The sequence below is a fragment of the Paracoccus sp. KR1-242 genome (genome assembly GCF_049446195.1).
Taxonomy (GTDB): domain Bacteria; phylum Pseudomonadota; class Alphaproteobacteria; order Rhodobacterales; family Rhodobacteraceae; genus Paracoccus; species Paracoccus broussonetiae.
The window spans coordinates 85,745-104,525 of record NZ_JBMSED010000014.1 but is presented as its reverse complement, the minus strand read 5'-3'; the positions used below and the strand labels follow the sequence as shown (position 1 = coordinate 104,525).

Sequence of the window (18,781 nt, the reverse complement as noted above, 5' to 3'; positions counted from 1 at the left end):
AACTTGGCTGACATGTCCGATCAATCGCAGACCTTCGCCTCTCTTCCCAAAGCCGGCCAGTCCGATGGCTGGCGCAGCAAAAGCCCCATCCCGTCGCTGTCCGAGGTCTTCGGCTCGGTCGCCGTTCCCCGCGGAGGCAGCGCATGGCGGCGCTTTCTGGCCTTCATCGGGCCCGGTTACCTTGTGGCCGTCGGCTATATGGACCCCGGCAATTGGGCGACCTCGCTCGCCGGTGGGGCGAAGTTCGGCTATACGCTGCTCTTCGTCGCGCTTTTGTCCAACATCATGGCGATCCTGCTGCAATCGCTTTGCGCGCGCCTTGCCATCGCGTCAGGGCGTGACCTTGCGCAGGCCTGTCGCGATGCATTTCCGGCCTGGGTGTCCTGGCCGCTCTGGTTGTTCGCCGAAGCCGCGATCATCGCGACCGACCTGGCCGAGGTGATCGGCGTCGCCATCGGGCTTAACCTTCTGTTCGGGATCCCGCTGGAGATTGGCGTCTTTCTGACGGCGGCGGATGTGTTCCTGATCCTGTGGCTGCAGAATCGCGGGTTCCGCTGGGTCGAAGCCTTCGTCATCACCCTGCTTGTTGTGATCTCGGCCTGTTTCTTCGTGCAGATCGCGATGGCAGATCCGAACTGGAACGACGTGATCCGCGGCTTTGCCCCCTCGGTCGAGATCGCCACCAATCCCGAGATGCTTTACCTGTCACTGGGGATCATCGGGGCAACGGTGATGCCACATAACCTGTATCTGCATTCAGGGATCGTGCAGACCCGGAACTGGGGCAAAAGCCCCGAGGGCAAGCGTCAGGCGCTGACCTTGGCGACATGGGATTCGACCATTGCCCTGATGCTGGCGCTGGCGATCAACGCATCGATCCTGATCCTTGCGGCTGCGACCTTCCACACCAGCGGGAACACCGAGATCGTCGAGATCGATCAGGCCCACGCGCTGCTGGCCCCGCTTCTGGGGGGTGCTTTGGCGCCGGTCCTGTTCGGGGTCGCGCTGCTCTGTTCCGGCCTGAACGCGACCGTGACCGCGACAATGTCGGGCCAGATCGTGATGGAGGGCTTTGTCCACCTGCGGATCAGCCCGGTCCTGCGGCGACTGATTACCCGGTCCATCGCGCTGGTGCCGGCGGTGGTGGTGATCCTGCTGTGGGGTTCGGAAGGGACCGGCCAGCTGCTGATCCTCAGTCAGGTGGTGCTGAGCTTCCAGCTGCCCTTTGCGATCGTGCCACTGGTGATGTTCACAGCAAGCCGGGCGAAGATGGGCGACCTGGTCGCGCCGCTATGGCTGACCGTGCTGTGCGGGCTGATCGCGGTGCTGATCATCGGGCTGAACGCCAACCTGATCCTGTCGATCCTTGGCGGATAAGACCGTCCCGGTGACGCGCCGTTCCCGGCGCGTCCCATACCCTTTGTGCATCTAGAAGATCGCGACCTTGGTCCCGACCTCGGCCAACCCGTAAAGCTGCGTGATATGTTCGTTGTAGAGGCCATAGCACCCGCTGGAGGAGCGCCGCCCGATCTTGCGCGTGTCATGCGTGCCGTGGATCAGATAGGCGGGCCAGGACAGGTAAAGTCCGAACGGCCCCAATGGATTGTCGGGCGAGCCGCCCTCGACCCGCAGTGGCAGATCGGGGTTCCGTCGCCGCATGTCCGCGGTCGGGGTCCAGGACGGCTTCTCGGCCTTTCGGACCACCTCGGTCTTGCCGCGCTTGGTCAGCTCTTCCGACACGGGGATCGAGCACGGGAAAAGCCGATAGACCGCCTGATCTCCCGACCAGTAATGCAGCGCCTTCGAGTTCACATCGGCCAGGATGACGCCAACCCCCAGTTCCGGGAAGAACTCGCTCCAATGCCGGGAGCGGAAGGACGAGATGTTGCGGCGCGTGTCCGCGTTGGGGTCGATCTGGAAGGTTCCGACATCGGGCGCGCGGCCAGCCTCGGCGGTTCCATAGACCGGCAAGCCCGTGCTGGGATCGATCTGCTGGGCAAAGGCTCCCGAGGCGGCAAGGCCGACGCCCGCACCGGCCACCCCGTAAAGGAAACGGCGTCGTCCCATCTTTGCGCTGCGCGTGTCCGAATTCTGTGTCACTGCTCAGTCTCCGTTATCTGGCATGGATTGTCCGGCGACAGGACGCTGCCCTGCCTGCCGGTCTGGAATCCGGGGCCGCGGGGGCATCCCGCCCGCGATCCCGGCGGATGTCAGGCATGGATCATCACCGGCAGGCCAAGCGAGAGCATGGCGTAGATGTCCTCGATCTCGTCGTCGGTGACGGTGATGCAGCCGGCGGTCCAGTCCTTCCTTTGCTTGACAAGCTGCCGCCCCTCGGGACCGCGGCCGTGAAACATGATGTCGCCCCCGGCCGAAAGACCGTGCTGCGCGGCAAAGGCGCGATCATGAGCATTCGGATAGGAGATCCCGGCTGACAGGTGATACCGGCTGCGGGGATTGAACCTGTCGATGAAATACAGGCCCTCTGGCGTCTTGCCGTCACCCTCGAACTGCTTGTGGCCGATCGGCTGGGTGCCCAGTCCGAAGTCATAGGACTTGAGGACGCTTCGCCCGCTCAACAGGTACATTCTGCGATTGCTTTTCTGGACGACGACCTGCGTCACCGGTGGGCCGCCATAAGACTTGAAGACGGGCCCTCGGTTTTCGGAAGCGCCGCAGGCCGCCAGCGCAGCTGGCAACAGCAGCGCAAAATTCCTGCGCGAGATTGTTGGCATGATGATGTCCCGACGTGGCCGCGTCCGTGGCGGATCCCGTCCCGAGGTTTCACTGGAGGCAGGCGTCGTCAGGCGTCACGCGCGACCTTGGGATGGCGCACGACTCTTGCGTCGCCCGGCAAGGCGTCGTCCCTGAAATGGATCGGCAGATGATCCCGTGGGGGCACGCGCCACTGCACTTGATGGGCAAGTCAGCCCTTCAGATTGCCTCGATCCGCGGAGGCGGCTCGGGGCATGGCGGGGACACCCCCCTGACCAGGCTTTCTTCGGGGAAAGGTAGCTCGGCATGACCGGCCCGAGGGTGCGCGTGGGACATGGGAAGCACGGCGAATTGCTGGTGGTCGTGATCCGCCGCATCGGGAGAGGCGGCTTCGCCGGTCTGATCGTCACCCGGTTGCAGGCCGTCATCCTGCATGACCGGGATCGGCATCGTGAATTCGGTCGCGCCTGCGCCGAAGGGCGCCAGCACGCTGGCCAGCAGCATCAGGAATGTCAGCAGCAGGGCTGGCGCCCTTAGATCCTGCATACTCGTCGCCTCAGTCACTGCCGATCTTCTGCGGATCGGTCGGCCGTTATTCGGCCGGGATTAGGCAGGATTATGCCGACATCACCCATTTTTTCAACCAACAGTCGCTAACCGACCGATAACATTAGCCTGATCGACGGCCTCTGACGCCGGAATGCAATGCCGTCCCGATTTTCTCGCTGCGCGGTTGCCTTCGAGGCGATCCTGCGGGAACCTGTCGGAAGGGCACAATCATGGGGCGGGGTGACGATGAACAGGGAACAGCGCATCCTTCGCACCTCGATCGCGATGACCGTGGTTCTGGCCATAGCCGGGATCGTCTTCGGGTTGATGGCGGGGTCCGCCTCGATCGTCTTCGACGGCATCTTCGGGCTGACCGATGCGGTGATGACCGGGCTTGCCCTTCTGGTCGCCCGGCTGATTTCACTTTCCCGGTCCCGCGACAACATCTCGCGCAAGCTGGATGAACGCTTCACCATGGGGTTCTGGCATCTGGAGCCGATGGTCCTTGGTCTGAACGGGATGCTGCTGATCGTGGCCGTGACCTATGCCCTTGTGACCTCGATCGACAGCTTCCTGAGCGGCGGGCGGCCACTGGCGTTCGGTTATGCCATTGCATTCGCCGTGGTCTCGCTGATTGGCGATCTGGTGATGGTGATCTATGTGCGTCGGGCAAACCGGAAGATCGATTCAGAACTGGTCGCGCTGGACGGCCGCTCGTGGATCATGGCGACCTGCCTGACGGCGGCGCTGCTGGTGGCGTTTCTGATCGGCGCGCTGATCCAGGGCACCTCGATCGCGTGGATGTCGCCCTATATCGACCCGGCGGTGCTGGCGCTGGTCTGCCTGGCACTGATCCCGGTTCCGGTCGCCACCGTCCGCACTGCGTTGGCCGAGATCCTGCTGGTGACCCCGCGCGACCTGAAGACCGAGGTTGACGATGTCGCCCGAGAGATCGTCCGCCGCCAGGGTTTCCTGGGCTTTCGCGCCTATGTGGCGCGGGTCGGGCGGGGAAAGCAGATCGAGCTTTACTTCATCGTTCCGCCCAACTCCCCCGCGCGAAAGCTTGAGGAATGGGACGCCCTGCGCGACGAGATCGGTGAAGAGCTTGGCGACGAAGGGCCGGATCGCTGGCTGACCATCGTCTTCACGACCGATCTTGAATGGGCGGAATAGGGGGCGTGGTCAGCCAGCCAGCGCGTCCTGCATCTCGCGTTCGATGGTCTGGCAGAACGCATCAAGCGGAAGGGCGTTGAGGGCCTGTCCGAAAGGGTCTTCCAGCTGGTGGCTCAGGGCGTCGAGCCCGAAGAAGGTATAGGCAACCAGCAACACCGGCAGCAGCGTCCACCAGCCCAGCGACCCGGCCAGCGCAAAGGGCAGCAACAGGCAGAAGATCAGCGCCGTGCGATGCAGAAGCAGCGAATAGGCAAACGGAACCGGGGTCGAGGCGATCCGTTCACACGCGGCCTGCGCGGCGGAAAGCTGGGCAAGATGGCCCTCCAGCACCGACCAGCGGATCTCTCCCATCTGACCCGACAGGTTCAGTTCCGCAAGTCGCGCGCCTGCCAGTTGCAAGACCCGGTCGGTGGGATTGGGCCGGTCGGCCATGTCTTCGTCCGGCAGCCACCGCGCAAGGGCGGCATGTTCGTCCCGGCGGCGCAACCGGGCTGACAGGCCGGCGGCAAAGGCGCAGGCCGATGTCAGCAAACTCCGCCGTGCTGTGGGATCCAGCCCCGCGCTGGCCCGGGCAAGCCCCCGGCAGGCGACGATCACCTGACCCCAAAGCTGGCGCCCCTCCCACCAGCGGGCATAGCAGGTGCTGTTGCGAAAGCTCATGAACACGGAAAGCGCGATGCCGATCAGGGTAAAGGGGATGGCGCTGATACGGGCGAAGATGCCCGGATGCAGCCGCGCCGCCAAAACGGCGACAAGGCAGACAAACCCGATCACCGCCAGCCGCCCGACGATCACCGGAATGATCGAGCCGTTGAGTGTGAACAGGATGTCCCGAAGGTTGGGTTGCGCACGCATGTTCGTCATCCGATGTCGGCACTGTGGCGAAGCCATTCCGGCCAGCACAACGCCGGGGACCCGACAGGGCGGATCGCTTTGGGTGGCATTGCGGACTCCCCCTGCTTCCAGATGTCAAAGGAAAGCCCATTCGCGCGGATTTCGAAAGCCGTCAGCGTCGACCCCGATACCGAAGGTCCAGATGCGGGGGCGGGATTTGGGATGCCCGCCCCCAAGATTTCCGCCTCAGGCGCTGCGGCGTCGCAGCGCGGTAAAGGACAGAAGCCCCGCGATGATCCCGGCCGCGGCCCATTTGAAGGGCAGGACATCGGCGGTTTCGCTGCGGATGGGCAGGACGGCCACCGTGCCGGGGCGTGTCTCGAGCGAGCCGTTATTCGCGGCGATCTCTTCGGGTGAGACAACCCATTCTGCACCGGTTTTCTTGTCATAGGCCATCAGCCCAAACCCGACGACCGCCGCCACGACCACTGCCGCGATAATTCTTGCGATGAATGACATGTCATGAATTCCTTGTCTGGCTGCAATCCGCGCCTCTTAGGCAGGGTGCCCGTCTGGCGAAAGGGGGTGGCCCGCATGTTTGGCGATCGGTGCGGGACGGCGGCGGCGATCCGTTGCCCTTGCGTCACAGGTCGCGTGCCTGCCTACCCCGGCGGCGGTTGTCCTTAACAGGCCCGGGGCACTTGTGCTCTCAATGGCGAACCGTCGGGGCGTGATCGGTCCGGCCAAGCGGCAATGAACATCGGACAGGGAACAGCATGACCAAAACGCGCCACCAACCGATCGACGCGGCGCTGGTCCCTCGTTTTGCGGGACATTCGACCTTCATGCGACTGCCGGCCGTTGATAGCGCCGCCGGGCTGGACATCGCCTTGGTCGGGATCCCCTGGGACGGCGGGACCACCAATCGCGCGGGCGCCCGGCACGGCCCACGCGAGGTGCGCAACCAGTCCAGCCTGATGCGCAGGGCCAATCACCAGACCGGGATTGCACCCTATGACATCGCCTCGGTAGCGGATGTGGGCGACCTAGCGGTGCAGCCCATCGACCTCATGTCCGCGCTGCGCCAGATCGAGGAGGGCATCGCGGCAATCTGTGCCCAAGGCGCGCGTCCGCTCAGCGTCGGCGGCGATCACCTGACCACCCTGCCCGTCTTGCGTGCCATCAGCAAGGCATTGGGGGAGCCGCTTGGGCTGGTCCAGTTCGACGCCCATTCCGACACCAATGACAGCTATTTCGGCGACAATCCCTATACCCACGGGACGCCCTTTCGACGCGCGATCGAGGAAGGCATCCTTGACCCCGCGCGGATCGTCCAGATCGGGATTCGCGGATCGGTCTATGCGGCGGATGAGCATCGCTGGGCAAAGGATCAGGGCATTCGCATCGTCTATATCGAAGAGTTTTCCGAACGTGGCCCTGCCGAGATCATGGCCGAGGTTCACGCCATCATCGGCGCTGGACCGGCCTATGTGACCTTCGACATTGACAGCATCGACCCCTCGATGGCGCCGGGGACGGGAACGCCCGAGATCGGTGGCCTGACCACGCGCGAGGCACAGACCATGCTGCGCCTGCTTTCGGGCCTGAACATCGTCGGGGCCGACGTGGTCGAGGTTGCACCGCCCTTTGACCTGGGCGGCATGACCGCGCTTGCAGGCGCGACCATGATGTTCGAACTGCTGTGCGTCATGGCCGAGGGGGGTGGGCAATCGGTGGCTTCGGCCTGACCTGGCGCCATTTACTGGCACCCGAAGCGTGACCCAACCCCAAGGGGATCAGGGACTTTCGCCAAAGATAAGCCCGCCGATCCTGAATTCCGCGCAGGGTGAATGGGTTCAAATTCAACCGGTCCGGACATGATCCAACCCTGTCCAAACCGTCAGGTTCACGCCGCTCAAAAAATCGTTAGAAATTGGGTTATTCACGAGTGCTCTGTTAAGCGGGCCGGGTGGGAAGGGTTTTGCCTACCCGGCAGCTCAGCGAAGGATATCAGGAATATCGGCAATGCCGATCCTCCAGACAGCAAAACGGCTGCTCCTTTCGGAACAGCCGCATTGATCGTTTAAATCAATCAGATTACAGGAAGATATTGCCGATCAGATCGCAAGATCATCCATGGACTTTCCGGCATCCAGCGCCTCTTGAACCCAACGCGGCTTGCGGCCACGACCGGTCCAGGTCTGTTCCGGATTTTCGGGATGCGCGTATTTCGGTGCCACGGGCGTCGTCTTAAGCCCCTCATCCGAAAGAAGATCCTTCAGGGCAAATCCATGCTCCTGCGCCGCGACCCTGATTGCCTCCATCGCCTTCTGCTTTTGCTTGGCTTCAAAGCCATCGATGGCGCGATCAAGCTTGCTGCGCAGCGCCTTGAGTTCTTTCAGGTCCAGTGCGTCGATACTGAAATCCATGCCTGATGCTTTCCTTTGAAACATGAGCTCGTTCGGATCTTTTGATCCCTGTAAGATTTTCAGTTAGGTAATAAAATTGCACCCCGCAATGGCAATTGAAAATTCGCATTGATTTGTGCGAATTTCGCACGGAAATGTGCGAAATGTTGCCGATTGGGCATGGTCTGCTTAGCACAATGGCACCGCATCGAATATCGGTCCAACTCGGCCATCCCGATGGACCTAAATGCGATAAGGGCGGCGAAGTCGTGCTTCACCGCCCTTTCCTGAAAAAAGCCTTATTTCTGCGCGGCTTCATCGCGCAGGCACCGCGCCATCAGATCACGCCGAAGGCGAGCATCGGTTCGGCAACCCGAATGAATCCGGCAATATTGGCGCCGCTGACATAATCGCCCGGCACGCCGTATTCCTCGGCCGTGGCAAAGCAGCTGTCATGGATATCGCGCATGATTTCGGCCAGCCGCGCCTCAGTTTTCTCGAACGACCAACGGTCACGAGAGGCGTTCTGCTGCATTTCCAATGCCGATGTCGCAACTCCGCCCGCATTCGCCGCCTTTCCTGGCCCAAAGCGGACACCTGCTTCACGGAACAGGCGAATAGCTTCGGGCGTGCAGGGCATATTTGCGCCCTCGCCAACCGCGATCACACCATTCTTGATCAGGGTTTTGGCATCCTTTCCGGTGAGCTCATTCTGCGTCGCCGAGGGCATTGCGATATCGCAGGCCACATCCCAGATCGCGCCGTCCGAGGAGGCCACGAAATAGACCCCGTCGCCTTCCCCCTTCAGTCGGACGTAATCGGTGACGCGCCCCCGGCGAAGTTCCTTGATCTCTTTCAGCAGAGCAAGGTCGATGCCATTCTCGTCGACGATATAGCCCGAGCTGTCCGAGCAGGCGATCACCTTTCCGCCGAACTCCTGGACTTTCTCGATCGTATAGATGGCGACATTGCCAGAGCCCGAAACAACCACGGACTTGCCGTCGAAGCTGTCGCCGATCGCTTCAAGCATGGCGCGGGTGAAATAGGTGTTGCCGTAGCCGGTGGCTTCCTTGCGGGCCAGTGAGCCGCCATAGAACAGCCCTTTCCCGGTCAGTACGCCTGCCTCATAGCGGTTGGTCAGGCGCTTGTATTGGCCGAACATATAGCCGATTTCGCGGGCGCCTACGCCGATATCACCCGCTGGGACGTCCGTGTATTCGCCAAGATGGCGGTGCAGTTCCGTCATGAAGCTTTGACAGAAACGCATGACCTCGGCCTCGGACCGGCCCTTCGGATCGAAATCGGACCCGCCCTTGCCGCCGCCGATCGGCAGCCCCGTCAACGCATTCTTGAAGGTCTGCTCGAAGCCAAGGAACTTGATGATTCCGACATTGACCGAGGGATGAAACCGCAGCCCGCCCTTGTAAGGCCCCATTGCCGAGTTGAACTGGACACGGAAGCCGCGGTTGATCTGGACATTGTTGCGATCATCCAGCCACGGCACGCGGAAAATGATCTGCCGTTCAGGTTCGCAGATGCGTTCGATCAGCGCATTCTCAAGATACTCGGGATGCTTGGCGACGACGCGGCCAAGACTTTCAAGAACCTCGCGCACGGCCTGATGGAACTCGGCCTCGCCAGCATTGCGGCGGGTGACTTCGTCGTAGATGCCGACCAGTTTGTCGTCAATTTGCACAGATACCTCGATTGCTTGAACGGTTTCTGTGCAGAGCTAGCTGAAAATTCAGGCAGATCAAAACAGTTTCGACCGAATCTTTACGCCGCGAGGCCCGCGGCATTCATCTGAACGAGGTGCCACGACATTTTCTGTCAGGCGACATATCCCCGCCGGCGCTTCATGCGCACCAGTTTCAGCAAGGCGCTGATGGCTTCGCCCTCATCGGTATGCGGCTCGATCAGACGCTGGGCACGGGCGCCGATCCGCCCCCATTCCCGGATCAGGCTGGCGCCGCCGAACAGATCACGTTCAATCGACATGCGGTAATAGCGCCGCATGTTGCAGCCGGGATCGATGCGTCGAAGCAGGTATTCGCGCGGAAACATTTCAAGTTGCGTTCCCGGCTCGGCGGGATGGCGTTTCTTCATGTCGCCAGCCTAGCGGGGACGGTTCGGGCCGAGAATCAAATTATATGTGAATGACCTCAGCCTGTTGGTGACAGGACACAATTCGCCACACGGTCCCGATCATCCCCTGCCGCAAGCCCCGCTTCGAAGGGTCGGAAAGTCCAGCGGGGCGCGCCAGCCTTGGCTGTTGGCCAGTGCCATGCAGGCTTCGATGCTTTCCATCGCCCCATAGGTATCGACGGATCGTAGCGAGGCGGCAGCGGCGGCATGGGCGAATGCGAGGCATTCGTCGATATCGCGATCGCGATGCAGCCCGCAGAAGAACCCGGCCGCAAAGGCATCGCCCGCCCCGTTGGTTCCGGCGACCGTGGATCGGGGCACATCGACCGACGCACGGTGGTGGACAGAACCGTCCCGCAGGACGGCCACGGCGCCCATTGGAAAGTGGACGACGATCAGCGCCATCGCGCCCTGATCCAACGCCTGCCGTGCCGCATTGATGACATCCGGGACCGAGGTCGTGCCATCCCGAAGAGTCTCGGTTCGGGTCAGCGCACCGATCTCGTAATCATTGACCACCAGGTAATCCAGATGCGGCAGGCAAGGCAGAACCAGTTCCCGCAGCGCCTGCTGATCGATGGTCATGACCTCAAGGTTCGTGCGCAGCCCGGCGGCACGCGCCTTGCGCAGCACCGCAACCCAACCATTGGCGTCGCCCTGCCACGGGGCATCCATGACGGCATGTGTCCCCGGCAGGCCAAGATGCAGCATGAAGGCGGTCGAGCCGGTGAAGTCGAAATGATCGGGGGTCAGGTGGTCGCTCGATTCCGCCTCGAACAGATGGGTGCGGCGGCCATCATCCAGTGCCGTGAAAGCCATCGTGCGATGGGTGCGGATGCCGGGATCGACGTGAAAATGCGCGTCGATCCCGTTTTCCGCGGCGATGGCGCGCAGCAATTCGCCATCGCTGTCCGCACCGCACAGCGCGATGGTGGCGACCGGGATCTCGGGAGCCAGCCTGCGCATGTCGACCGCAAAATTGCAGCCCGATCCGCCGCCCTGTCGACTGCTCGACAGGATGCGGGTCGCGCTTTCCTCGCGTGGCCAATCGGGCAGGGTCATGTTGTAATCGACGCACCAGGTGCCCCCGGTGACGAAACCCGAACGTTCCATCGCTGATCCTGTCGATGCTAGGGGGTCAGGCTGCGGCTTTCAGGACCGCCTCGGTGATCTGGACATCCTCGTCCAGCGCGCGGGTCGGCGTGATGCCATTGCGAGCAAGACTGCCGTGATATTCGCGCACCGCCGCCTCGGAGTTCAGCGCGCCATCGGCCACCGCGCGCATCATCCGCACCATTTCAAGCGGGTCATCGGCAAGGTTGATCTTGCGCCCGAACAACGCGACCCGCGCGCCGTACCGCTCGATCTGGGCGATCAGTTCAAGGCAGTCCCGCGTCGTTCCGGCGCCACCACCCAGGATGCCGACGATCACCGACGGATCGAACGAGGCCAGCTCTTCCAGCGCCGCCGGTCCGTTATAGGGAATCTTCAGGAATTCGGGCCGCTCGCGCCTGCTCAGGCCGGCAAGGCAGCGGATCATCGCGTCATTGACGAAGGCCGGGATATCCTCGGCGGCTAGGCCGAGCGGGGCATTTGGATTGAACACCTCCAGGAAATACTTGAAGTCGTTCTGCAAGGCGTCCTGCCGGAAGGCTGCGAACTCTTCCAGCGAGAAATAATCGGCATCAAGGTCGTTGTTGAAGGTGATCGAGTAGAGCCCCAGATCCGCCCCCAAAGACTTTGCGACGGCAAGGTCCGCGGTGCGGAACGGACGCGATGGTTCGCTGGCATAGCTCGCCCCCCGGAACACCCAGCAATCGGTCGCGTCATTGGCGCGGATCACCGGCTTCACCCGGCTGTTGCTGTAGACGCCGCGCTCGTTCAGGGCCTCAAGGTTGGACACCGAGGTCAGCATGATGTCGACGACGTCCTGTTCGACCACCGCCTGGATCTTGTCGAGGAACTCGGCGCGGGTGCGATAGCGCGACCAAGTTCCGTCCTTGGCCCGGTGCGGTCCGGTCGAATTGATCGACGGCCCCATGTCCCCGTCCTTGGCATCGGCGATGATGAAATCGCCCTTGGCATATTTTCCCGCCCGGATCTGCGCGAGCTTCTCGTCCATCCTGTACATCGGCTTCTCCATTGATCTCAGATTGAAACTTGGGGCGGTGCCATCGCGCCCGTCATGATGGCGACGGCATCCGACATGCTGATCTGCGCAGGGCTGACCTGCGCGATGCGACGGCCCAGCCGGTGGATATGCACGCGGTCGGCAATCTCGAACACATGCGGCATGTTGTGACTGATGAGCACGACCGAGATGCCGCGCCTGCGCACGTCAAGGATCAGGTCCAGCACCTTGCGGCTTTCCTTGACGCCAAGCGCCGCGGTCGGTTCGTCAAGGATGATGACGCGCGAGCCGAAGGCACAGGCGCGAGCGACGGCGACCCCTTGCCTCTGGCCGCCCGACAGGGTCTCGACCACCTGGTCGATGTTCTGGATCGTCGCTAGGCCAAGCTCGCTCAGATGCCGGCGCGCCTCGGCCCGCATCCGTCCGCGATCGAGTGCGCGAAACATGCGACCACGAAGCCCCGGCTTGCGATACTCGCGGCCCAGGAAAAGGTTGTCGACGATGGTCAGCGCAGGCGCCATGGCCAGAGTCTGGAAGACGGTCTCGATCCCCTTGGCACGTGCGTCCATGGGATTGGCGAAGCGCACCTCCTGGCCGTTCAGCCAGATCTCGCCGCTGTCGGGACGCACCGCCCCCGCAAGTGCCGCGATCATCGAGGATTTTCCCGCGCCGTTGTCGCCGATCACGCCCAGAATCTCGCCCGGGTAAAGGTCGAAATCGGCCCCATCCATGGCGACCACCCGGCCATAGGCCTTGCGCAAATCCCGCGCGGCCAGGATCGGCAGGCGCCCCGCCGCATCGGGAGCCGGGCCGCTCAATTCGAGATCCTCCGCAGCCACTGGTCGAAACCGACAGCCATGATGATGAGGCATCCGATCGAGAATTCCTGCCACAGCACGTCCAGCCCGGCCAGCGCCAGCCCGTTGCGGAAAAAGCCCACGATCAGTGCCCCGATCAGCGTGCCAAGGATCGAACCGCGTCCCCCGAAAAGCGAGGTGCCGCCGATCACCACCGCGGTGATGCTGTCCAGATTGGCCGAGCCGCCGCCCAGCGGGCTGACCGCCCCGATCCGGCCGATCAGAACCCAGCCCGCCAGCCCGCAGATCAGTCCGGCCAGGAGATAGGCAGAAAACAGCACGCGCCTCGTGCGGATGCCGGACAGACGCGCGGCCTCGGGGTCGTTGCCGACGGCATAGACGTGGCGGCCATAGGCTGTGCGGTTCAGCATGTACCACAGGAAGGCCGCCAGCCCCAGCATCAGGACCGAGCCGATGGTCAGCCGCCACGCCCCGAACTGCATTGCGGTGCCGGTCCATTGCAGGATCGCGGCGTCGGCCTGGATCTCTTGCTGGCGGATCGTCTGGCCGCCCGACCAGAATTGCACGATGGCGTTGAAGATGCTCCATGTGCCCAGCGTCACGATGAAGGGCGGCAGACGCAGCCAAGTGATCAGCAGCCCGTTCAGCGCCCCGCATCCGGCGCCGACAAGAATGCCCCCGATCAGTGCGATTTCCGGCGGCAAGCCCAATGTCAGCGCCATCTGACCCATGGCGATCGAACTTAGAACCATGATCGCCCCAACCGACAGGTCGATCCCGGCGGTCAGGATGATCAATGTCTGGGCCAGCGCCAGCATGCCGATGACGGTCACCTGCTGCAGGACCAGCGACAGGTTGAACGGATGGAAGAAGCGCTTGCCGACGATCGCGGAAAAGACCGCAAGACCGATCAGCAGAACCAGAAGCGGAATGATCGTCGGATTGCTGTGCAGGAAATTGATTGTGCGATGGCCAAGACCCGCACGTTCCGAGAAATGCGGCGTGTCGTCGGACGACATCCTTCACCCCCGTGATGCATCATGTTGAAGATGCGGCCCACCGGTCCCGGCAGGCCGCGCACCCCGGCGCTTCAGCCCCAGCAGAGCTTCATCGCCTCGTCGCTGGTGATCGATTCAAGCCCCTCGACGGGCTTGTCCGTGACCAGCTTGACGCCGGTATTGGTAAAGGTCAGCCCCTCGGACGGGGCCGGGACCGTGCCGTTCCGCGCATGTTCGACGATCGCCTCGACCCCCAGGGATGCCATCAGCAGCGGGAATTGCATCGAGGTCGCGCCGATGACGCCGTCCGCAACGTTCTTCACGCCGGGGCAGCCGCCGTCGACCGAGGTGACAAGCACCGAGCCGTCATTCTTGCCAGCGGATTTCAACGCCTCCCACGCGCCTGCCGCTGTCGGTTCGTTGATCGTGTAGACGACGTTCACGTCGAAGTTCTTCTGGAGCAATGTCTCCATCCCGTTGCGGCCGCCGACCTCCGAACCTTCACCCATCTCGTGGCCGACGATACGCGGATCGTCCTCGTCCCCGCGGCGGGCGGCATCCTTGATGTCGATCCCGAACCCGTCCATGAAGCCCTGATCGCGGGCCACGTCGACGGTGGGCTGGCTTTCATGCGCGTCGATGAAGGCGATATTGGCCTTGGCCGCAGCATCGTCGCCCAAAGTCCGCTTGGCCCATTCGCCGATCAGCTGTCCGGCATGGAAGTTGTCGGTCGCGAAAGTCGCTTGCGCGGCCTCCATCGGTTCCAGGGGCGTGTCCAGCGCGATCACAAGCAGGCCCGCATCTTTGGCCTTCTGGATCGTCGGCACGATGGCCTTGGTATCGGAGGCCACGATCAGGATGCCCGAGGCGCCGGCCGCGATCAGGTTCTCGACCGCCTGGACTTGCGTATCGTTGTCGCCGTCGAACTTGCCCGCGAAGGCCTGGAACTTGACGCCCAGTTCGTCGGCCTTGGCGGACGCTCCCTCGCGCATCTTGACGAAGAAGGGGTTCGTATCCGTTTTGGTAATCAGCCCGACCAGGATGTCCTTGTCCTGGGCCTGTGCCGCCGAGACGCCGAGACAAAGCGCCGCCACGGCCGCGCCCGAGGCGAGCCAGCTTGTTTTGCTCATGATTTCCTCCCTTTATGCGTGCTCCTCCACGCACCGGCCCAGTGAACGGGCGGGCTCCAGTTCTGTCAATAAAAACATTGAACACCAATCTTTTGCCCAATATTATGCAGAAGTTGAAATGGGATGCTGCACTGTAGAAAGCCAAGGAAATCATGAGGAAAGACGCGGGCGCGACGATCTATCATCTGGTCCGCATGGGAATCGCCACCACGCAGCGCGAAATCGAACGCGAAAGCGGGCTGTCACGAGGGACCGCCGCGCAAAGAATCAATGAGCTGGTCGAAACCGGCCTGCTGCGCGAGGGCGAAGCCCGTCCCTCGGGCGGCGGCAGGCCGGCGCGGGGCTATGCGATCAATCCAGATTATCGCAATGTCGTCGGCGTCGATCTGGGCGAAAGGATGGGACGTGCCTGTCTGTTCGATATGTCCGCGCGCATCCTTGACGAGCAGGTTTTTGACCTGGACCTGCGCGCCGATCCCGACACCACGCTGGGCCGCATCGCAAAGGCGACGGACGCATTGGCGCGATCGCCGCAGCGGACCGCCCCCATTGCGGCATTGGGGCTTTCGGTGCCAGCGCCTGTCGACGTCTTGACCAGCATGGTCGCGATGCCTTCGGTCATGTATGGCTGGGACAATCTCGACATTCGCGCGGCACTGGGGCGCAGGATCGGGCTGCCGGTCCGCGTCGACAACGACGTGAACCTGCTTTGTCTGGCCGAGCATCGCTCGAACTGGCCGGACTGCCGGAATTTCGCCTTCATCAAGATCGGCACCGGGATCGGCTGCGGGATCATGGTCGAAGGCAGGCTTGTGCGCGGCGGATCGGGAACCGCGGGTGATCTGGGGCATGTGCAACATGGGATCCAGCCGGCGCCCCTGTGTCGCTGCGGCAAGGAGGGCTGCACCGAGGCCCATGCCGCCGGCTGGGCGCTTGCGCGCGACCTGCGCGCCTCGGGTTTCGACTGCCAGGATGCCCGCGATGTCATGGAGCTGTGGCTGCGAGGCGAGCCAGAGGCGTTGAACCTGCTGAACCGCGGCAGCCGCGTCCTGGGCAAGGTCAGCGCCGATCTGGTCGCCATCCTGAACCCAGAAGTCCTGGTCATCGGCGGCCAACTGGCCCGCGCCGGCGAAGCGATGCTGGCCGGGGTGCGAGAGTTGATCTACAAGCGCTGCCTGCCGCTTGCGACGCGGCAACTGGTCATCGCGCTGGCCCCGGAGCCAGAGGATCTGGGCGTGCGCGGGGCGGCGCTTCTGGCCATGGAAGAGATTGCGGCATGAACTGCCGCGCAGGGGGGCATTGGATGGTGGTGCGCGGATGACCGGGCAGCTTGAAACCAGCATGGAAGATCTCCTGCCGCGGCTTGTCGCGCTGGCCGGTCAAGGGCGACGGCTCGTCGCCATCGCGGGACCGCCGGGCAGCGGAAAGTCGACGCTGGGCGAGGCGCTTTGCCTTGCGCTGAATGCGGATCAACCCGGCCTTGCCGCCGTCGTGCCGATGGACGGGTTCCATTTCGATGATGCGGTCCTGCGGGCGCGGGGCACGCTGTCCCGCAAGGGCGCGCCCTTTACCTTTGATGTGGGCGGCCTCCACGCCCTGCTGGCACGGCTGCGCGCAAATGCCGAACCCGAGATCGCCGTCCCCGTCTTCGACCGCGAGCTTGAACTGGCCCGTGCCGGGGCAAGACTGATCCCCGCAACGACTCCTCTGCTGCTGGTCGAGGGGAACTACCTGCTTCTGGACGACCCACCCTGGGCGGGGCTAAGGCCGATGTTCGACCTGACCATCCGGCTTGAGGTTCCGCGTCCCGAACTGATCCGACGGTTGCTGTCCCGCTGGCTTGACCTTGGCATGAGCCGGGACGACGCAGAGGCGAAGGTCTTTGGCAACGACGCGCTGAATGCCGATCTGGTCCGGGAGCGTAGCGCCACTGCCGATATCACGCTGGAGCAGTCCACCCGCTGATGAGCGGGCCTACGAAAGTCTGCACTGCCAAGCCGCTGTCCATGTGCTAGCCTCGCCCGCGGGGGAGGACGGCCGGCATGACGGATCGTCAGCACGTCGAGGAAATCGAACAGGTGCTGGAGGGCACCCAGACGGGGCGCGACAGCTTCGTCTCGGCGTCATGGCGGCGCTGCGTTGAGGTTTACGGCATGGATCCGACGCGCAGGGATCCCGCCCATATCGTGACCGAGTCCGAACTGCGCGACCATCGCAAGCAGGCGGAATGGATGATCGGCGCGGCCCGGTCCAGCCTGCTGAGCCTGTTCCGGCAGGTTGCGGGACAGAACTATGTCCTGCTTCTGACCGACGCAAAGGGGGTCTGCGTCGACTTCTTCGGCGACGACCTGTTCATGGACGGATTGCGCGGCGCCGGGCTTTACCTGGGGTCGAACTGGTCCGAGGATCTGGCCGGAACCTGCGGCGTCGGCGCCTGCATCGTCACGCAGGAGCCGGTGACGGTCCATCAGGACGATCACTTCGGCAATGCGCATACGACGCTCAGTTGCACGGCCGCGCCCATATTCGACACGCTGGGCGGGCTGGCCGCAGTCCTCGACATCTCGCTTCTGCGCTCTCCGATGCCGAAACGCAGCCAGAACCTGGCCATGAGCCTGGTCACCAACGCGGCGCGCCGGGTCGAGATGGCGAACCTGATGGCCGAAAGCCGCCGCGACTGGGTTCTGCGCCTGTCCTCCAGCCCGGAATTTCTGGATGTCGATCCGGAAGCCGCGGTGCGGCTGGACGGCTCGGGGAGGGTGCTGGGCTATACGCGCGCGGCGCGGCGGCTGTTCCCGGATGGCGGCGCGATCATCGGGCAAAGAATAGACGAGGTGCTGGGATTGACGGTGGACGATCTTCCCGACCTGATGCGCGACCGCCCGACCGAGGATCGCATCATCGAAATGCGCGATGGCGGCGCGCTTTTCGGCCATGCCATCGCCCCACAGGCCCCTCGGAACATCGCGCGCATGCCGCGCGGCGCTGGACCGATGGGCGGGCTTGCAGGCGACGACCCTGCAATGTCGCTGGTTCTGGAGCAGGCGGCAAAGCTTGCGCGCACCCCTGTGCCCCTGCTCATCACTGGCGAGACGGGAACGGGTAAGGCCAAGCTGGCCCGCGCGATCCACATGGCCGGAGTTCCCCGCAGCTTTCTGGCGCTGGATTGCGCGGGCCTGTCGCCCGAGGCAATGCAGCAGGCCTGCCAGGGTGTCACTGGCCCCTCAACCCTGCTGCTGCGCCGTGTCGAGGATCTGCCCGCAACGACGGCTGTGGCCCTGTCGGCGCTTCTGGACCGGAACGACAGCCTCCGGCCCCTTGCGACCACATGCCTTGCGCCCGCCCAACTGGAGCTCCCGCGCCCGCTGTTCCATCGGCTGGCCGGCGCGACGCTGCGACTGCCCCCGCTGCGGCAAAGACAGGATTTGGGCTGGCTGGTGGACCGGCTGCTTGGCCGCCGCGCCCCCGATGACATGCGCCTGTCGCCCTCGGCGCGCGCGGTGCTGCTGGGGCGGCAATGGCCGGGAAACATCCGCGAACTGGAGCAGGTTCTGGATGTTGCCATCGCGCTTGCCGAAGGGCGGGTCATCGACCAGACCGACCTGCCCGCGCCGATTGACGCCACCGCATCCGCGCCCGCAGCCGAAGAGCCGCTGGAGGAGGTGATGGAGGCCTGCGGCTGGAACATGTCCCGTGCCGCGCGCCGGCTTGGGGTCAACCGCTCGACCATCCTGCGCCGCTTGCGCCGGGCGGGGTTGCAGCCCTCGACCTGACATGTTGCGCGCCGTTGCGCCTGCAACATGCCGCAATGCAGCGGTCGATTTTGACCACCAGGATCGCATGTCCCGATGGATCGCGCGGCCCCACGCCAGCGATACTG

At 63.6% G+C, this 18,781-nt stretch carries 19 protein-coding genes; 6 read left to right on the top strand and 13 right to left on the bottom strand.

All coding sequences use genetic code 11. The annotated features are described in order from the left end of the window. Nucleotides 1-12 precede the first annotated feature (12 nt). A complete protein-coding gene (locus ACO2Q4_RS20070; RefSeq protein WP_395135562.1) occupies nt 13-1,377 on the top strand; it encodes an Nramp family divalent metal transporter in 1,365 nt (454 codons plus the stop codon). A gap of 51 nt (nt 1,378-1,428) precedes the next feature. Here the strand turns inward: ACO2Q4_RS20070 and ACO2Q4_RS20065 are convergent, their stop codons facing one another. The 3 genes from ACO2Q4_RS20065 to ACO2Q4_RS20055 form a co-directional block, all read right to left on the bottom strand. Next, nucleotides 1,429-2,067: a L,D-transpeptidase gene (locus tag ACO2Q4_RS20065; protein WP_395135605.1), complete on the bottom strand. Its 639-nt coding sequence runs from the start codon at nt 2,065-2,067 to the stop codon at nt 1,429-1,431. Between the two features lie 143 nt (nt 2,068-2,210). Beyond that, complete coding sequence (locus ACO2Q4_RS20060) at nt 2,211-2,735, bottom strand: L,D-transpeptidase family protein (protein ID WP_423321445.1); 525 nt, start codon at nt 2,733-2,735, stop codon at nt 2,211-2,213. 199 nt (nt 2,736-2,934) lie between these two features. Next, the gene (locus ACO2Q4_RS20055; RefSeq protein WP_423321443.1) at nt 2,935-3,261 is read right to left on the bottom strand and encodes a hypothetical protein; all 327 of its coding nucleotides are present in this window, start codon (nt 3,259-3,261) and stop codon (nt 2,935-2,937) included. A gap of 249 nt (nt 3,262-3,510) precedes the next feature. Between ACO2Q4_RS20055 and ACO2Q4_RS20050 the strand changes: the two genes are divergently transcribed. Continuing rightward, a complete protein-coding gene (locus ACO2Q4_RS20050) occupies nt 3,511-4,437 on the top strand; it encodes a cation diffusion facilitator family transporter (RefSeq protein ID WP_311761131.1) in 927 nt (308 codons plus the stop codon). A gap of 9 nt (nt 4,438-4,446) precedes the next feature. Here ACO2Q4_RS20050 and ACO2Q4_RS20045 read toward each other — a convergent pair whose 3' ends face one another. Next, complete coding sequence (locus tag ACO2Q4_RS20045) at nt 4,447-5,292, bottom strand: bestrophin family protein (protein ID WP_423321441.1); 846 nt, start codon at nt 5,290-5,292, stop codon at nt 4,447-4,449. 225 nt (nt 5,293-5,517) lie between these two features. Beyond that, nucleotides 5,518-5,790 carry a hypothetical protein gene (locus ACO2Q4_RS20040; RefSeq protein ID WP_423321439.1) on the bottom strand — a complete coding sequence of 91 codons (273 nt, stop codon included), beginning with the start codon at nt 5,788-5,790 and terminating at the stop codon, nt 5,518-5,520. A gap of 257 nt (nt 5,791-6,047) precedes the next feature. Here ACO2Q4_RS20040 and speB point away from each other — a divergent pair, with 257 nt between their 5' ends. Beyond that, on the top strand, nt 6,048-7,019 hold the full coding sequence (gene speB, locus ACO2Q4_RS20035) for an agmatinase (RefSeq protein ID WP_423321437.1): 972 nt from the start codon (nt 6,048-6,050) through the stop codon (nt 7,017-7,019). 369 nt (nt 7,020-7,388) lie between these two features. Here the strand turns inward: speB and ACO2Q4_RS20030 are convergent, their stop codons facing one another. From ACO2Q4_RS20030 to ACO2Q4_RS19995, 8 genes are all read right to left on the bottom strand, one after another. Continuing rightward, the gene (locus tag ACO2Q4_RS20030) at nt 7,389-7,700 is read right to left on the bottom strand and encodes an H-NS histone family protein (RefSeq protein ID WP_311761136.1); all 312 of its coding nucleotides are present in this window, start codon (nt 7,698-7,700) and stop codon (nt 7,389-7,391) included. A 316-nt stretch (nt 7,701-8,016) separates the two neighbouring features. Further along, entirely contained in the window at nt 8,017-9,375 is a 1,359-nt protein-coding gene (gene gdhA / locus ACO2Q4_RS20025; protein WP_311761137.1) for an NADP-specific glutamate dehydrogenase, read from the bottom strand. Between the two features lie 134 nt (nt 9,376-9,509). Beyond that, nucleotides 9,510-9,785, bottom strand: a complete 276-nt coding sequence (locus ACO2Q4_RS20020; RefSeq protein ID WP_311761138.1) for a WGR domain-containing protein — start codon at nt 9,783-9,785, stop codon at nt 9,510-9,512. Between the two features lie 99 nt (nt 9,786-9,884). After that, a complete protein-coding gene (locus tag ACO2Q4_RS20015) occupies nt 9,885-10,937 on the bottom strand; it encodes a carbohydrate kinase family protein (protein WP_423321434.1) in 1,053 nt (350 codons plus the stop codon). 25 nt (nt 10,938-10,962) lie between these two features. Then, nucleotides 10,963-11,955: a hypothetical protein gene (locus ACO2Q4_RS20010; RefSeq protein ID WP_423321433.1), complete on the bottom strand. Its 993-nt coding sequence runs from the start codon at nt 11,953-11,955 to the stop codon at nt 10,963-10,965. 17 nt (nt 11,956-11,972) lie between these two features. Then, nucleotides 11,973-12,686 (bottom strand): ATP-binding cassette domain-containing protein, encoded by a 714-nt coding sequence (locus tag ACO2Q4_RS20005; RefSeq protein WP_311761180.1) that lies wholly within the window; start codon nt 12,684-12,686, stop codon nt 11,973-11,975. Between the two features lie 83 nt (nt 12,687-12,769). Beyond that, entirely contained in the window at nt 12,770-13,792 is a 1,023-nt protein-coding gene (locus tag ACO2Q4_RS20000) for an ABC transporter permease (protein WP_311761141.1), read from the bottom strand. A 71-nt stretch (nt 13,793-13,863) separates the two neighbouring features. Continuing rightward, nucleotides 13,864-14,901 carry a substrate-binding domain-containing protein gene (locus tag ACO2Q4_RS19995; protein WP_311761142.1) on the bottom strand — a complete coding sequence of 346 codons (1,038 nt, stop codon included), beginning with the start codon at nt 14,899-14,901 and terminating at the stop codon, nt 13,864-13,866. 152 nt (nt 14,902-15,053) lie between these two features. Here ACO2Q4_RS19995 and ACO2Q4_RS19990 point away from each other — a divergent pair, with 152 nt between their 5' ends. From ACO2Q4_RS19990 to ACO2Q4_RS19980, 3 genes are all read left to right on the top strand, one after another. Further along, nucleotides 15,054-16,181, top strand: a complete 1,128-nt coding sequence (locus ACO2Q4_RS19990) for an ROK family protein (RefSeq protein ID WP_423321430.1) — start codon at nt 15,054-15,056, stop codon at nt 16,179-16,181. A gap of 37 nt (nt 16,182-16,218) precedes the next feature. Beyond that, nucleotides 16,219-16,866, top strand: a complete 648-nt coding sequence (locus tag ACO2Q4_RS19985) for a nucleoside triphosphate hydrolase (RefSeq protein ID WP_423321428.1) — start codon at nt 16,219-16,221, stop codon at nt 16,864-16,866. A 77-nt stretch (nt 16,867-16,943) separates the two neighbouring features. After that, entirely contained in the window at nt 16,944-18,674 is a 1,731-nt protein-coding gene (locus ACO2Q4_RS19980; protein WP_423321426.1) for a sigma-54-dependent Fis family transcriptional regulator, read from the top strand. The last annotated feature ends 107 nt before the right edge of the window (nt 18,675-18,781 follow it).

Coding starts and splice junctions, on each gene's coding strand:
- ACO2Q4_RS20045 (WP_423321441.1), bottom strand. CDS start 5,292: ATGCGTGCGCAACCCAACCTTCGGGACATCCTGTTCACACTCAACGGC.
- ACO2Q4_RS20065 (WP_395135605.1), bottom strand. CDS start 2,067: ATGGGACGACGCCGTTTCCTTTACGGGGTGGCCGGTGCGGGCGTCGGC.
- ACO2Q4_RS20070 (WP_395135562.1), top strand. CDS start 13: ATGTCCGATCAATCGCAGACCTTCGCCTCTCTTCCCAAAGCCGGCCAG.
- ACO2Q4_RS19980 (WP_423321426.1), top strand. CDS start 16,944: ATGACGGATCGTCAGCACGTCGAGGAAATCGAACAGGTGCTGGAGGGC.
- ACO2Q4_RS19985 (WP_423321428.1), top strand. CDS start 16,219: ATGACCGGGCAGCTTGAAACCAGCATGGAAGATCTCCTGCCGCGGCTT.
- ACO2Q4_RS20010 (WP_423321433.1), bottom strand. CDS start 11,955: ATGTACAGGATGGACGAGAAGCTCGCGCAGATCCGGGCGGGAAAATAT.
- ACO2Q4_RS20050 (WP_311761131.1), top strand. CDS start 3,511: ATGAACAGGGAACAGCGCATCCTTCGCACCTCGATCGCGATGACCGTG.
- ACO2Q4_RS20060 (WP_423321445.1), bottom strand. CDS start 2,735: ATGCCAACAATCTCGCGCAGGAATTTTGCGCTGCTGTTGCCAGCTGCG.
- ACO2Q4_RS20000 (WP_311761141.1), bottom strand. CDS start 13,792: ATGTCGTCCGACGACACGCCGCATTTCTCGGAACGTGCGGGTCTTGGC.
- ACO2Q4_RS20015 (WP_423321434.1), bottom strand. CDS start 10,937: ATGGAACGTTCGGGTTTCGTCACCGGGGGCACCTGGTGCGTCGATTAC.
- ACO2Q4_RS19990 (WP_423321430.1), top strand. CDS start 15,054: ATGAGGAAAGACGCGGGCGCGACGATCTATCATCTGGTCCGCATGGGA.
- speB (WP_423321437.1), top strand. CDS start 6,048: ATGACCAAAACGCGCCACCAACCGATCGACGCGGCGCTGGTCCCTCGT.
- ACO2Q4_RS20005 (WP_311761180.1), bottom strand. CDS start 12,686: ATGGATGGGGCCGATTTCGACCTTTACCCGGGCGAGATTCTGGGCGTG.
- ACO2Q4_RS20055 (WP_423321443.1), bottom strand. CDS start 3,261: ATGCAGGATCTAAGGGCGCCAGCCCTGCTGCTGACATTCCTGATGCTG.
- ACO2Q4_RS20030 (WP_311761136.1), bottom strand. CDS start 7,700: ATGGATTTCAGTATCGACGCACTGGACCTGAAAGAACTCAAGGCGCTG.
- ACO2Q4_RS19995 (WP_311761142.1), bottom strand. CDS start 14,901: ATGAGCAAAACAAGCTGGCTCGCCTCGGGCGCGGCCGTGGCGGCGCTT.
- ACO2Q4_RS20020 (WP_311761138.1), bottom strand. CDS start 9,785: ATGAAGAAACGCCATCCCGCCGAGCCGGGAACGCAACTTGAAATGTTT.
- ACO2Q4_RS20040 (WP_423321439.1), bottom strand. CDS start 5,790: ATGTCATTCATCGCAAGAATTATCGCGGCAGTGGTCGTGGCGGCGGTC.